The 13677-nt window shown below is 53.5% G+C and carries 12 protein-coding genes; 4 read left to right on the forward strand and 8 right to left on the reverse strand.

Annotated elements, in window-relative coordinates; all coding sequences use genetic code 11:
* Window positions 1–131 precede the first annotated feature (131 nt).
* Window positions 132–1715 (reverse strand): PEP-utilizing enzyme, encoded by a 1584-nt coding sequence (locus tag JMJ16_RS20800; RefSeq protein ID WP_201384639.1) that lies wholly within the window; start codon window positions 1713–1715, stop codon window positions 132–134.
* On the reverse strand, window positions 1658–2881 hold the full coding sequence (locus JMJ16_RS20805; protein WP_201384641.1) for a PEP/pyruvate-binding domain-containing protein: 1224 nt from the start codon (window positions 2879–2881) through the stop codon (window positions 1658–1660). Before JMJ16_RS20805 ends, JMJ16_RS20800 begins: the two co-directional genes overlap by 58 nt.
* 587 nt (window positions 2882–3468) lie before the next feature.
* On the opposite strand from JMJ16_RS20805, the gene JMJ16_RS57190 reads away from it, so the two are divergent.
* The 3 genes from JMJ16_RS57190 to JMJ16_RS20820 all read left to right on the forward strand — a co-directional run bounded on the left by JMJ16_RS57190 (window position 3469) and on the right by JMJ16_RS20820 (window position 5487).
* Entirely contained in the window at window positions 3469–3765 is a 297-nt protein-coding gene (locus JMJ16_RS57190; RefSeq protein WP_201384643.1) for a DUF4031 domain-containing protein, read from the forward strand.
* Between the two features lie 55 nt (window positions 3766–3820).
* Window positions 3821–4009 (forward strand): hypothetical protein, encoded by a 189-nt coding sequence (locus JMJ16_RS20815; RefSeq protein WP_201384645.1) that lies wholly within the window; start codon window positions 3821–3823, stop codon window positions 4007–4009.
* A 176-nt stretch (window positions 4010–4185) separates the two neighbouring features.
* Window positions 4186–5487, forward strand: coding sequence for an MFS transporter (locus JMJ16_RS20820; protein ID WP_201384647.1), 1302 nt, complete (start codon window positions 4186–4188; stop codon window positions 5485–5487).
* Between the two features lie 464 nt (window positions 5488–5951).
* On the opposite strand, the gene JMJ16_RS20825 is transcribed toward JMJ16_RS20820, so the two are convergent.
* Window positions 5952–6146: a hypothetical protein gene (locus tag JMJ16_RS20825; protein ID WP_201384648.1), complete on the reverse strand. Its 195-nt coding sequence runs from the start codon at window positions 6144–6146 to the stop codon at window positions 5952–5954.
* Between the two features lie 170 nt (window positions 6147–6316).
* On the opposite strand from JMJ16_RS20825, the gene JMJ16_RS20830 reads away from it, so the two are divergent.
* A complete protein-coding gene (locus JMJ16_RS20830; RefSeq protein ID WP_201384650.1) occupies window positions 6317–8284 on the forward strand; it encodes an AarF/ABC1/UbiB kinase family protein in 1968 nt (655 codons plus the stop codon).
* An 854-nt stretch (window positions 8285–9138) separates the two neighbouring features.
* Here the strand turns inward: JMJ16_RS20830 and JMJ16_RS20835 are convergent.
* The 5 genes from JMJ16_RS20835 to JMJ16_RS57200 all read right to left on the reverse strand — a co-directional run bounded on the left by JMJ16_RS20835 (window position 9139) and on the right by JMJ16_RS57200 (window position 13595).
* Window positions 9139–9684 carry a hypothetical protein gene (locus JMJ16_RS20835; protein ID WP_201384652.1) on the reverse strand — a complete coding sequence of 182 codons (546 nt, stop codon included), beginning with the start codon at window positions 9682–9684 and terminating at the stop codon, window positions 9139–9141.
* A 458-nt stretch (window positions 9685–10142) separates the two neighbouring features.
* Window positions 10143–10379: a MerR family transcriptional regulator gene (locus tag JMJ16_RS20840; RefSeq protein ID WP_201384654.1), complete on the reverse strand. Its 237-nt coding sequence runs from the start codon at window positions 10377–10379 to the stop codon at window positions 10143–10145.
* 486 nt (window positions 10380–10865) lie between these two features.
* A complete protein-coding gene (locus JMJ16_RS20845) occupies window positions 10866–12518 on the reverse strand; it encodes a tyrosine-type recombinase/integrase (protein ID WP_201384657.1) in 1653 nt (550 codons plus the stop codon).
* A 150-nt stretch (window positions 12519–12668) separates the two neighbouring features.
* Complete coding sequence (locus JMJ16_RS57195) at window positions 12669–13088, reverse strand: DDE-type integrase/transposase/recombinase (protein ID WP_201384659.1); 420 nt, start codon at window positions 13086–13088, stop codon at window positions 12669–12671.
* Between the two features lie 57 nt (window positions 13089–13145).
* Window positions 13146–13595 (reverse strand): hypothetical protein, encoded by a 450-nt coding sequence (locus JMJ16_RS57200; protein WP_201384660.1) that lies wholly within the window; start codon window positions 13593–13595, stop codon window positions 13146–13148.
* Window positions 13596–13677 lie beyond the last annotated feature (82 nt).

A 13677-nucleotide genomic window follows, 5' to 3' on the forward strand; every position in this document is an offset into this window, starting at 1 on the left:
CGATCATGGAATGCACACGCCATCAAGGATGAGGTTGCAAGAGGGCCCTTCCCACAAGCGGAGAGAAGGACCCTCACCCTCATCCACCCGATATCGCGTACACCTACTGCTGTCCGGCTGATACGACCTGCTTACGCAGCCTCCTCAACGAGCAGAATAGTCCCTGCAGACCCATCAACAGTGATTTGCTGACCGGTACGAATGTTGCGAGTTGCTCCTGGGACGCCAACAACAGCAGGGATACCATATTCGCGGGCCACAACAGCCCCATGTGACATCGGCCCTCCCATTTCCATGACCATGCCCGCCGCCGTAAGAAACAGTGGCGTCCAGCCAGGATCGGTTGAAGGCGCAATCAGAATTTCACCGGGCTCTAAATGCGCATCCGCAGGGTCGAGCACAACTCTGGCCTTCGCGGTTATTTTCCCCGCTGATGCGGGTATCCCTTTGAGCGTCTGTCCATCCTCACCTCCGGCACGAGCATTGAGAAGCGCCGCCTCAGGCTCTGTTCCGTCGGAGAGCAGAATTCGCGGTATATGCCGACGCCGTAACTCGTATGCATAACTACTCCGGCGCTCCTGCACAACAGAGCGAAGAGATGTACCAGTGAGTGCCAGACGTACTTCGGCAATATCGAGAAAAAAGATATCTTCGGGCGCCTCCAAACAGCCAGTGCTGACCAGTTCATCAGCGACAGACAAGAGCAAACGCCGCGCCCCTGCAAGTAAGAGCACCAGGTAAAACTTTGCGATCTCTCTCATTCCCGCCAAGGCGCGCCCTCTCCGCAAGCAAAACCCAACAAGCTTACTGCGTACCCACCCACGTGTCGCCGCTCTGCGTACCAGTTCGGTCACCATGGCCTCCGCTTCCTCCGCGCAGCGCTGGAACACGAGATCAGGAGCCGCATCAAACTGATCAAGCTGTAGATAGTTTGCAAGAACCCCCAGAATATAGGTGGGATCCTCTGACCAGCGTGGTAACCCTAGATCGATTTCAGCGACACCACGATGCCCATAATCGTCGAGGAACGCACGTAATCCCCGTTGGAAGACAAAGGGCAATGTTTGATCATGGTATTGCTGCACCAGTTGCGCATGTGGTGTGTTCAGGAAAAACTGCGCAGTGCTTGCGTCAGCACGCAGTTGTTGCGCAAGATCCCATAGAGCGAGATCCATCTCTGTCGTCGGGTTATGGGGGAGCGCTCTTAACACGACCTGTCTCTCTTCAGGGGTTGCAAGATCCCCAAGCAGCTTCCCTGCCAGGACGGTGAGCAGAAAGGCAGGAAGGGCAGTAAAGAGTGAGTTACAGATCGTAGCGGCCGTATTTTGCAGCAATAACACTTCGGCAGCCGTCAACCGTTGGCTAGCACTTGTCTCAGGACGAACTTCACTCTGTTTCTTCAGCTGTTCTTTCAACCCCAGCACACGTTTCTTCGCCTTCTCTGGCTGGAAGAGGACCTGTCCGATATAGAAGAACGCGCGAGTGCGAAGCAGGATGCTTAGAGAGCGTCGCACAATCGTACCACGTGAAATGTGGTCGAAGGAAGTGAGGCGAGGGTCAGCGCTTTGTTGTTGTAAGATCTCACCAGAGCGCGCTTCTAGCCTTCCCATCACCCGCTTGAGCACCTTGCGCCCTAGTGGATGACCCAACAAAGGGGTCATATCAATAAAGAAACGATGGCCCGCTTCCTGTATGGCCGAGGGTCCGACACGCACATCCCGCGGGGGAAGCCGATGCGCCTGGCAATCGACGATGCCATAAGGCGCAGGGCCGCAAACCCCATAGGGGTAAACGGGCGATAGACACCCTGTAATACATTAAAACAGAGGTAGACGCGTAATGAGTCGTTTGCAGAAGGGACACTATCGGGCAATGGGAACAGCGTCGTGATTGGGCGTGCCTGGGTTAACCAGAGCTGATTCGTTGCATCGATAGCCCATTCTATATCCTGTGGCGCTCCATAATACGTTTCTACCCGCGCGCCTAACCGGGCCAGATCTGCTATTTGCCCATCAGAGAGGCATGGGCCCCGTTCGGTCAGCTCTACTCGCTGAAGCCCTCCACCCGGAGTCGCTTGAAGCATAAACTGTTTGTCACCCAGGCAACGCTCAATCATTTCTCCTGTATTGACATCGATGACAAACTGATCTGGATTGACAGCTCCTGAAACCACGGCTTCGCCTAAACCCGGGCTTGCGTTGATCACGGCTTGACGGCGGCGTCCTGTGAGCGGATTAGCGGTAAAGAGGACGCCTGCCACGTGTGCCTCGACCATACGCTGCACCACGACAGCTAGGCGTACGGTGCGATGATCGATACCATTGCTGGCGCGATAGCTCACCGCTCGGTTCGTCCATAACGACGCCCAGCAGTGCTTCACCGCCGTGAGAACGGCATCGACGCCGACGACATTGAGATATGTATCCTGCTGTCCAGCAAAGCTGGCAAATGGCAAATCCTCAGCATTCGCGGAAGAGCGTACGGCAACGGCAATCGACTCCCCCTTCCCCAACAGTTCGTAGGCAGCGGTAATATCCCTGACAATGTCAGCAGGAATAGGTGTGGCAAGCAAAGCGGCTCGCATTGCAGCGGCACACGCTTCAAGCACTTCACTCTCACCACTCGCTGTGGCAGCTAACCGGCTCAGCGTACCTTCAAGATTTGCATCACCACTCACGCGGAGATAGGCAGCTGTGGTAATGCAAAATCCCTGTGGGACGGGGAGGCTTGCCTTGACAAGTTGGCCCAAGTTGGCAGCCTTGCCACCAACGGACGGGAGCATCGTTGCATCAATAGCGGTAAAAGGGAGGATAAACGGAGCAGATACGACATGTGTATCCTGGGATGTTTCGTGTTGACATGGGGTATATTGCAGGCTCATAACGACTCCTTATAAGGTGCGAAAACGTTTCGATTCACCTGATATATAGCCCCATAGTGAGGAGAAGCTCTTACCAGAGAATTGTATGAACGCGAAGTGAGCGGTAACTCTCGATCTTTATGCTGTCCTTTGCGCATCTCGGATTCGCAGACAGATGCAAGAGGAAGCGCTAGCACTTCCCCGTTACTGTAGAGGGAAGCTGAGGGTAAGTACTGCCCTCTATATCTGCTCATCAGAAGGTAATCACGAAAGGATGTAGACCTAACCAATTCACCAGGAGGATACCTCAACTGTGAAGCAATTACAGTCAACGAGAGAAGAGGATTTTAATCCCCAAAGGGCAACAGATCCTCGCTCTATGCACACTCCGCTCGACTTTGCGGATCTCATGGCTCAGAATTTCACGACGGTCCCTTACACTTGTGACGTTTGGTCTTTGCTTGCCTTGATCTCGTATGAACTCGCCAGAACGAACTGGCGTTTCCCGAAGATGCGGAACAAGAACGCGAACAAGTTGGACATGTCGTAAACACACTCTGCGTTGCCAGGCTTTGCGTCCTATACCCATTTTCATGGAGGTCACACACATGATTTATGTCGATGGAGTCCGCCATTATCCAAAGTGCAAGCTCTCATTCAAATATTGGAGCCATATGGCAACCGATAGCACACTGGAAGAGCTACACACAATAGCGAGCAAGATGGGTCTACCACGACAGTGCTTTCACAATGTCAGCTCCCACCCTCATTATGATGTCACCCCTTTACAAAGAGCGAGGGCAATCCAATTGGGTGCAAAAGCGGTCCATTCACGAGAACTGATTAAAATGTGCTGGCCAGCGCGTCACGACTCGAAGAACGAATCGCGGTCAAATGCGGCGTAGGCAGGAAACAACCTCACGCCGAAACGAATCCATTGCGGTTAAGGAGGGATGCTACATGACAGTACCAGTAGACGAGACAACCTTGCTCAAACAAGGCTTCACCCAAGAGCAGGTCAGCCATTTGCGAGCCACTCGCATAGCCATTCAAGAACGCCAGAAAGCACAGGTCATGACGATCCGGCGCCGCCTGGAGTTTGCGCGTTGGCTCATTGCGACTGGAAGGATCACCGAGCAGGTCTGTTAATGCTTCTTGTTCTGACGACTCAAGGCCATTGCCGCAGGCTTTTCTCTCCCTGAAGGGAATGATGGATCAGGGCAGACTGCCCTGATCCATCATTCCCTCGCTCACGAAGTATCCTACTGACTGAGAAGACTTCAGCAAGGAACTTTTCACCACATTCAGACAAAGAGAGGTTACCCATGGCAGATTCTACTGTTGCGTCCAGACAACCTGTTTTGCACTCGCCGAGCGAAGAAACACCGCTTGCATTATTCCAAGTGCCCACTCGTCGGCTCAGCCGCACGTTTTGCGTCCTCTTTGGTCTCGCCAGCATGGTGAGCGGGCTCTGTAACATCGCCATCAAACAGCTGTTATTGCCTGCCCAGGTCAGCTTACTTGATCCCACGAATACCTATACGACCCTTGCCATTGTCGCCTCAGCAGGGGCTGCGGCGGGCATCATCACCACACCGCTCGTCGGAGCACTCAGTGATCGCACCACCTCCCGTTGGGGACGACGGCGTCCCTGGTTGGTATTCGGCTTGATCTTTGTCGTCCTGGGCCTCGTTTTGATGGCACGGGCAACGACACTCGCACAACTTCTCATGGGAGAAGTCATTGTTCAAATCTCTGTCGATAGTATCATGGCCGTTATTACTGCCATTATTCCCGACCAGGTGCCACTGACGCAGCGTGCACTTACCTCGGCATTCGTCGGGATGGCGCCAGTCGTCGGTGGGTTGATCGGTCTCTTGCTTGTCGCGCGCTTCACAAACGCGAATCTGCATCCGGAACAGGGCTACTACATTATGGCAGCTGCTGCGTGTGTCTGCGTACTGCTCTTCCTGCTTGTTCTACGAGACCGGCAACTTCCGCGACATATCATGCCACGTTTTCGCCTTGTCCCGTTTCTCGCGGAGTTCTGGGTGAGCCCCAGAAAGCATCCTGATTTCCTCTTCACGTGGCTATCCCGTGGACTGGCCTTCCTCGGTTACACAATATTAGTCTCATATCTCTACCTCTACCTGAAAGACGTTATCCACTATCCAGGTGCGGATAAAGGCGTCGCCATTTTTCAGGCGCTTACGACAGGCACACTCATCATCTCAGCCATCATCGGCAGCATCCTTTCAGATCGGTTGCAGCGCATCAAACCCTTCGTAATTGGATCTGCGCTCCTCATGATGAGCTCCCTACTAGTCATCGTTTTTATCCCAGTCTGGTCCTTCATGCTCATTGCAGCAGTGCTCACGGGACTCGGCTTTGGGGCCTACCTTGCCGTAGATATCACACTCGCTGTCCGGGTCCTCCCAACTGAGAAGAATCGAGCGAAAGATCTTGGTATTATTAATACGGCGATCTTCCTGGCCCTGCTTTTCACGCCAATAGTCAGTGCGTTCATCTTAAACACTTTTCATAGCTACGCCTTGTTGTTTGCGTTCGCAGCCGGCTGTTTCCTGCTCGCGGCACTGTTCATCATCCCCATCAAAAGTGTCCATTAGATACACGTGTCATGGAGGAGTGCCGCACGTTCCTCCAGTCAGCAAAACACGCGCTCCTCCCGCCTCATTCATAAAGCTGGCAGCGTTTTATGGATGAGGTATTCCGGCCCTCGTGAAACCATTGAGCGCCTGCACACATGCGCGCTTCTCTATTATTCCCTTCATGAAGAGGCTCCCCTAAAAACATTGACTTCGGTTTGAAAAGTGCGAAACGAATGCAAAGTGATTGCAAAGAACCTTTGCGTATACTTATCCACAGAAAAACGTTGTGGTCAGACGGAACAGCGCCAAAAAGCGGAGAAACGCGCAGGCATTTTTCTCTCCGAGAGGAGGGAACCAGAAACAACCTGTCGTTTTCTATGCCTATAGACGACACGTGCAACACAGTTCTCTCCCACTGGATGGTGTCTCATTCCCTCTTCCGATCTCCAATGCCAGGGGTATGGCAGAAAGGGAGGAAACACTTACTGTGCAAGTAAAGCATAGGGGGGAACGGAGAGTTCTTCCCACTCTTGCTCATGGAGAAGCGTTTCAAGGCGACGAAGCGTCTCTCGCAGTTGTTGATCCTGGTGGATAGGATGTTCCTGGGCATCCTCCAGGCATAGAATAAGGGACTGAGCAAGCTCCTGTACAATCTGAGGGGAACTCATTGGCTTCATGTCGTGTATCTCCATTTCTTCGTCATCTCATGTTCTCTTCTCAAGGTGCCTCTTCTCTAGAGGACACTCAAAGTATACCTACAAGAGCGGTGAATCGAGATGCGCCAAGAGAAGGAATCGTCCAGGACTCTAGACTCATTTTGGCAAACGAGAGATGAAAGGAACGAATAGTGATAAATTTCCTACTTGTCAGCTTACTCATTTTTCCCATCATCAGTGTCCTGGCTTTTTTGGGCAGCCGGTTACTTGGCGGACGTGTCTCGTTCCCATGCGCTCTTCTCACGGCATTGCTGGGCCTCTTAGCAGCGCTCGGTCTCATCATTACACTGAAGTTGCTCAATGCGTGGTTCCCAGTGACTGCATTTGCCCTCGCGCTCCTCCTCACAATGGTAGGAATGGTCTTCACAGAACTACTGGCACCACCTGGCTCATTAGGACGCATTCAAGATCGACTTGTTCACAACTCTCTGCCTATACGCGCTCTCTACTTCAAATGTTCACGCATTTATCGCTATCTACAAATTTGCTTTATCGGTGCACGCCATGGGCTCTCCTTCTCATTAGGCAACGCGACCAACCGCACACCGTCAAAGCAGGCACTGAATTCGTCCCTACTTGCCAAAGGCCTGAAGAGTACGCTACAGGATGCTGGAGGCGTCTTCGTCAAACTGGGGCAAGTGCTCTCTACAAGACAAGACCTCCTTCCACCCGCAATGATTACCGAACTTTCAACCCTACAAGATCATGTCCCGCCAGTCCCTTATGAACGCATCGTGGCTGTTTTCCAAAAGGAACTGGGAGGGACACCCTCCGAACTCTTTGCGCAGTTCGACCCCGAACCACTTGCTTCAGCTTCTATCGCTCAAGTCTATCGTGCACAACTTCATTCTGGGGAACAGGTCGTTATCAAGGTTCAACGACCTGGGATGCGCAGAAATGTAGAGCGAGATATTGACATTCTCCTGCGATTATCGCAAACGCTCGAACTGCATACCGCCTGGGGAAGACAATTACAGACCACCAGACTTGCCAAGGGTTTTGCAGAAGCATTACTCGAAGAATTAGATTTCCAGGTTGAGGGGCGTAATCTTCTGGCGCTCTCAGATGCTTTAAAAAACCATGCCGCCATTGTTATCCCCAAGCTCTATCAGCATCTTTCAACTAGCAGGATCTTGGTTATGGAATGGTTAGATGGCGTCAGTGTGCGCCATGCAGAAACTGCCATACATTCACCCAGTGAAGAGCGCACATCACTCGCCCGTTCCCTCCTCAACTGTTTTCTCTACCAAATTTTAGGCAATGGAGTCTTTCACGCCGATCCCCACCCCGGCAATATCTTGCTCCTTCGAGAGGGAAAACTTGCGCTCATAGATCTAGGATCTGTCGGACGCCTCGATCCCCTGCAGCAATCAGCCCTCCGCTCTATGCTCTTTGCGATCCAACGTAATGATGCACACTTACTCTCACAAGCGATTCTTGACATTGCAGAAGTAGGAGAGGACATGCAGGAAGAGCGTTTTGAGCGCGCACTTGCTCAATACCTCGTACAGCGTCTTGGATCACATATGCCTTTTGATGCGCGGGCAATTGCCGATCTCTTTCTCCTCATCCAAAAATTCGAGGTCTCCTTTCCTCCTGTGGTAGCCGGTGTGTTCAGAGCGTTGGTCACGTTAGAAAATGCGCTCCATTTGCTGTGTCCCGGTTTTTCACTCGTTGATGAAGCTCGAACTCTTGCCGTCGCGTACGTGAAAGAAGAACTGCAACCAACAGCCCTCAGTAATGTCCTCATCAACGAAGCGTTAACACTTCTGCCTATTCTGCGTCGGCTCCCAAGACGTCTGGACAGAATTACGGCGTCGTTAGAACGCGGCAATTTCGTCATGAATACACGGCTCTTTGCTCACCCTGCCGATGCAGCCTTTATTCGCGTCCTGATCAGTAACATTATTCTCGCCTTCCTTGGGGCAACGCTAGGAATTATGGGCGTATTATTAATCACCATGAACGGTGGTTCTACCGTTCTACAGAAGATGACCGTGTTACAAGGATTAGGCTATATCAGCTTAGGCATAAGCGCTATCTTCATTATGCGCGTAGTGATGACCGTCGCACACGATCAGACGAGATATCGCTCTTAGTAGGGGCTGTCCTTTCACCGCATCTGGAGGACACCCAAACTGGTGCTCACGCACACAAAAGCATCAGCGCCACCTGTTCGTGACAGCGCAACGCTGATGCTTTTGAACCAAGAAAATAAATACACCCAAAAGTTAATCAGTCAGATACTCCATCCCGTGAAAGGGGACGAGCTTGTGTCTAGCCTCCGCCTCAACTCAGGACAAGCCTGCTTTGGTTTCATCGACCGACACATCAGGGCGTACTGACAAAACACCCGTCCTTCTTTACCTATTGGGGGCAAGGAGGCCCCGGTTCTTGAGACCGAGGAGGAATTGCCGTCAACACAACACCTCTCCCCTTACGGGGGAGCCGTTTTGTATGGAAACGGCTCCAAACCTCTCTCCTCAGCGTGAGCCTTGGAGGTAATGTTTGCCTCGACAATGATAGCGGGCGGCACTGTTCTCTGAGCACTGTCGCGTACCCCGTCCAGCTGTTTAACTCAGAGATTCTAGAGCTCCAGGCTGGCAACGCACCCGGAGGTAGGACCTTGAACGCTTCCCAACTATCGGAGCCCGATAGCCTCCTGCCGAAACAGAAAGCCCTTGGCTGAGTCTACTCATGTCCGGGGCTTGCAACCAGGCACATGGCCTGGCTCCAAGCCCCCGCTTTGAAAGCGGGGTACATGACTAGTCTCTCTCTGTTAGGGCATGTATGCCCATTGGGTGGTTGCAACTACCTCAACCTACAGACTGCCTTTCGACCTAACGATCTCTTCTTCTGCAGACAAGAAAAGCAGTAACGACCACCCTCTCCACCAAAGAAGGGCTCGGCATTCCTCCCGTCCCCTCAAGGGAGATGGGCATCCAACCTCGATTTAGGGGAATCTTGACTTACCAAAAAACGCCGGTATATGAAGCAGCAACAAGATGGGTAAGATCACATCCGCAATCAAGCTGTACGTGAGAGTAGTCGTGCTGTAATGAGCAATCGTGAGTGAGTAGGTGATGTTCGCAATCATTGGCACCCAACAAGCCCACCAGGCCCAGCGCGCACGTTGCCGAAACGGGATCACGAGAATAAGAAGAAAGAGAAGCCCAAAAACGAGCTCATGGACTGCGTATATTATCTCTAAAAGCGTTACATAGTGGGCAATATTGGGTGATGCAAGCTTCGCGCTATTCCAGGTGATACCTGCAATCGCGTGAAATGCCTCCAGGTGATCGGAGGGCAAACCCGTTCTGATATCTGCTACAAGGTCAGAGCACGACGCGAAGATATAAAACGCGCCAAGGAACAGGAGAAGAATCCAGACCTCCAGTAGATAGCGGGACTGTCTGGGCAAGGAACGCTTCGAGGGAGCGTGCTTGGCAGGCTCGCCTTGAGCTTGCTCATCTGATGCCCTCTCATCTGGTTGCTTCATTGTGAATCCTTTCTCATACAACAAAAGGGTAATGTACTCATCCTTCCCTCTTATGAACATGAACAAACAAGAGCAGTGGCAAGCATTCCTTCGCAACACAAGCCAACGTAACATAAGAGCTCGGTAGATCCCTGTGCAAATTGCGCGAAGAACACATGGCCCCTCTGTTCCCACGGGATGCGCAACGAGGTTGCTACAAGAAAGCCATCTTACGTGAATCAGCTTTAGAAGCAAGATTGGTTCCCATCCCATTCTGATTTGTTTCAAGAGAGCAGAGCGCCTCGTTAGCTTTCGTTTGACAACGCAGAAACGGGCGAAAGTCCCTCGCCCTGGTTTTCTTGAAGGCACTCTCCCAGATGAAGACAGCCACATTGTAAAAAACGCTCAAAAATCCGTTTGGTCTGCTGGGCATGAGCGATAATGGCCTCAATCTCTTTGAGTTTGGCTTGAGCAAGCGATTACCACCACTCTGATGCTGGAGTTGAAGCATCAAACCCTGCTACTAGCAGGTGCATCTCAGCAATGGTAAACCCTGCCTGTTGAGCCATCCGCAGAATGGCCAACAGCTCAAGGATACTGGCGTCATAGTGACGATGCCCTCCAGAGGCCCGGCGAGGGGCTGGAAGTAAGCCCATACTTTCGTAGTAACGCAAGGCGGATGTTCGTATCCCTTGCCCGGCGCGCAACTTCTCCAATGGTCAGTTCTTCCATCTCTCTTCTTGGTCCTTTCCCTCTTGACTTCAAGTTCACTTGAAATTGTATGCTTGTAACCAGAAACATGCAATACGAGAGGAGATTTCATCGATGCCATTTCAGCTGCATTGCCTCACGAGAATCTTCCCTCATCGGTCTGCCAAACCCTCTTCCCTTCTGTTCTTCGTTCACCGTGCAATGGGGTTTCAAGCGCGTTCGAGGTCTTTGACCACACAGAAAATAGGCGCTCCAGTACATGACAAGAGGACGATCGTTATGAGGCACAGAGAGGCGAAGCTGTCGTGCCAGGTCTCGGCAGACATGGCAATGGTCTCGACCTGGGGTTCGAGAAACGAGAGAAGCTGTGCCTTTTTCCCACAAGTGGGGAAGTGTGCATGCAACGCGTTTTTTGCCTTGAGTATCATTCCTCCAGTTTCCTCTCCCTCTGGCTTGATTCCCAACGACGTTGCTGAATGAGCAATGCTCTCTCAAATCCCTTCGGTTTCTTGCTGCTCGTGCTCGAGGAGCAGCTGGTCATACCAGCGCAGATATTGCCTGACCGGAGCCATTCCCTCATAGCCCAACAATTCCTGTAAACCCTGGGGGTTTCCTCCCGCCTGCAGATAACGCAGGGCAAAGCTGTGACGGAGGACCTGGGGCGTGATTTTGGTTTCACTGATCCCTGCCCGTTTGCGAAACCGAGCAAACAGCATGGTCATCCCGTTCCTGGTCAGCGGCTGCTTCCCCTGGGAACCGAACAGAGGATCGCCACCAGCATGTCTCCTGGCCAGCCCTCTCCTGGTCGTCGGGTCCATCTGCTTCAGATACACACGCAGGTGGCTCAGACAGGTTGACTTGAGAGGCATCTGGCGTTCTTTGCCTCCTTTCCCCCTCACCCGCAGCAGGCTCCCTTGTTGGTCCAGATCAACGATCCGTAAGGCACATACCTCAACGACCGTGATGCCGGTGTCAAAGAGCACCCAGAGCAGCGCCCGATCACGTGCGGCCAGGCACTTTGCCTCACGCGCTTGCGCTTTCTGGGAAAACCCTGCTCGCATGATCTGGTCAAAGGTCGCTGGCGAGATAACATGAGGGAGAGGGACACTGGTCCGAGGGAATGCGCCCTCGCTCAGAGGGGAGCACGAGAGCATTCCTCGCTCGGCCAGCCAACTGCAAAACGCTCGCGCCGAGCGCGCATAGGTCTCAATGGTACTCGCCGAACGCACTGATCCTCTCGTGGTTGGGGTCTGTGTCAGGGACGCCAGCCAGTTCCTCATGGCCGCTTTGGTGAGCTGATGGACGAGGAGGAGATGACACTCGGTCTGCAAATACTGGTGCAAATGACCGAGCACCATCTGGTGCCATTCGAGAGTTTTCGGGCGATGCCCAGCCTTGCAATGGGCCTGGAGATACTCCTGGACCGCTCGTTCAATGGTCAGGCGCTGACCTTTCTCTCGTGAGGACGTCTGAGGTGCAGATCTGGCTGAGACGGTGGCAGAGCGCCGGACGATCTGGCTTGGTTCGCTCTTCGAGAGGGTTGGGGCAGCGGGTACGGATTCTCTCGCCTTCTCGACGGGGGGTAACGACAGATCTACTGCCCCCTGATGCCGGTCGGAGAAACGCGTGCTCCGGTCACCTGGAGAAGGAGCACCAACGCTCGCTGGAAAGGAAGAAGGGGCCAGGCTCTCAGACGCCGGCCTGGTGGGCTTCAGCTCGGCAGGGAAAGGCAGGGTTCCCTGAAGTTCTTCTGGCGATTCTGCTTCCTCATACGTTTGGAGCAGATGCGTCTGGATCTTACGCATGCCCCGTTGGAGCGTGCGCAGATGCGAGCGCTCATAGCGTCCAGGAAACAGAGACTGGAGTTCGCGAAGGACGTCTCCGCTACTGCGCGTTGGGTTCGCTTGCATCCAGGCGAAAATCTGTTCCCACTGCCCGGCGAAAGGATCTTTGCTGGTCCGTCTCCAGTCCAGAACACGTGCGTTTCCCTGTTCCTCATGGGGAAGCTCATCTGCTTCGCTTGCTTCCGGCAGGACAAGCTCCGCCGCGCATCCTGCCAGACCAAACGGTAGAAGCTCCGGGGGCGGCGTCGGTTGGCTGGCAGAGGACCTCCCAGCTTCACAGCGAAAGGTCGCTTGCTGCAACTGTTCTACCTGCTGGAAAAGCCGAAGCGGGTCGAACGCTTTCCTTATGGCACGCAGTTCCTGCTGCTGGCAAGGGGACAACGCCCCAGAGAGCAACGCCCGTTGCAGCGGCGTTTTAGCCGCGTCGTAGATCCGATGGATCTTTCTCCCCTAGACCTGTTTGGATACCAGCTTCATCGATGGCTGAAAACAGTTCACGTACCAATGGAGAGCACGATACAATTCGTCCAGTTGCCGATAGGCATGCTCGCCAACCAGGCGGCCATGGCCCACCACCTGGCGCACCACCACCCCATTTTTCTGTTCCACGAAGCACTGGTCCCGTTTCTGATAGGGACGTCCTCGCGTGAAGGTGACCTGCTCACGCACACAATAGGCAGCGACCTCTTCGTTGATAAATTCTCCGCCGTTATCGGTATCGAGTCCCAAGATCGGAAATGGGAAGCGCGTCCGGGCGCGTTGGAGGGCAGCCAGGACGGCTTCTCGCCCCCGATTGAGCAAGGGGAAACATTCTGTCCACCCGGTGGCGACATCGGTCAGCGTAATGGTATACAGGCAGCCACCCTGCAATCGCCCTCTACAGTGAGCAACCAGATCAACCTCCAGGAAGCCTGGTTTGGTCTCGTCCTACTGAGCGTAAGTGCGGATCGGAATCTGTTGCTTGAGCAAGGGGCCAGCTTTGGTCGTCGGAAGGCCATGGGGATGCGTGTAGCGGTGGGCCTGCAGGAGACGATCTGCGGTGGCTGCGCTCATCGAGAGGAGTTGGCCGCGGTGTTCCTTGCTGAGCTGGACATGCCCTTGCTCCTCCAGTTTTTCGAGCACATCAGGCAGGAACGGTATCAGGCGTTTCGTACAAATCCGGTTGAGGGTCTTCCAAGCCAGCACCAACGCTTCTTCGACTTCTGGCCCATAGCGACGGCGAAGTGCTGCTGGTGGCGCGAAGATCTCCTCGACGTGATGAAGCAGCCACTGGGCATATTTACGTGCATACCCGGTGGTAATGACAAATTCCTCCAGGATCTCTTGTTTCTGGAGTCCTGATGCCTGGTGATACGCTGGCGCTATTTGCTGGAGCAAAACCCGGCTGGTTTATGTCCTCAATCCGTTTCCCACGTGTTCCTCCTTGATCCGTCAAACAACCCAGAAATTGCATGCGACA

The sequence above is a fragment of the Ktedonobacter sp. SOSP1-52 genome, assembly GCF_016587395.1.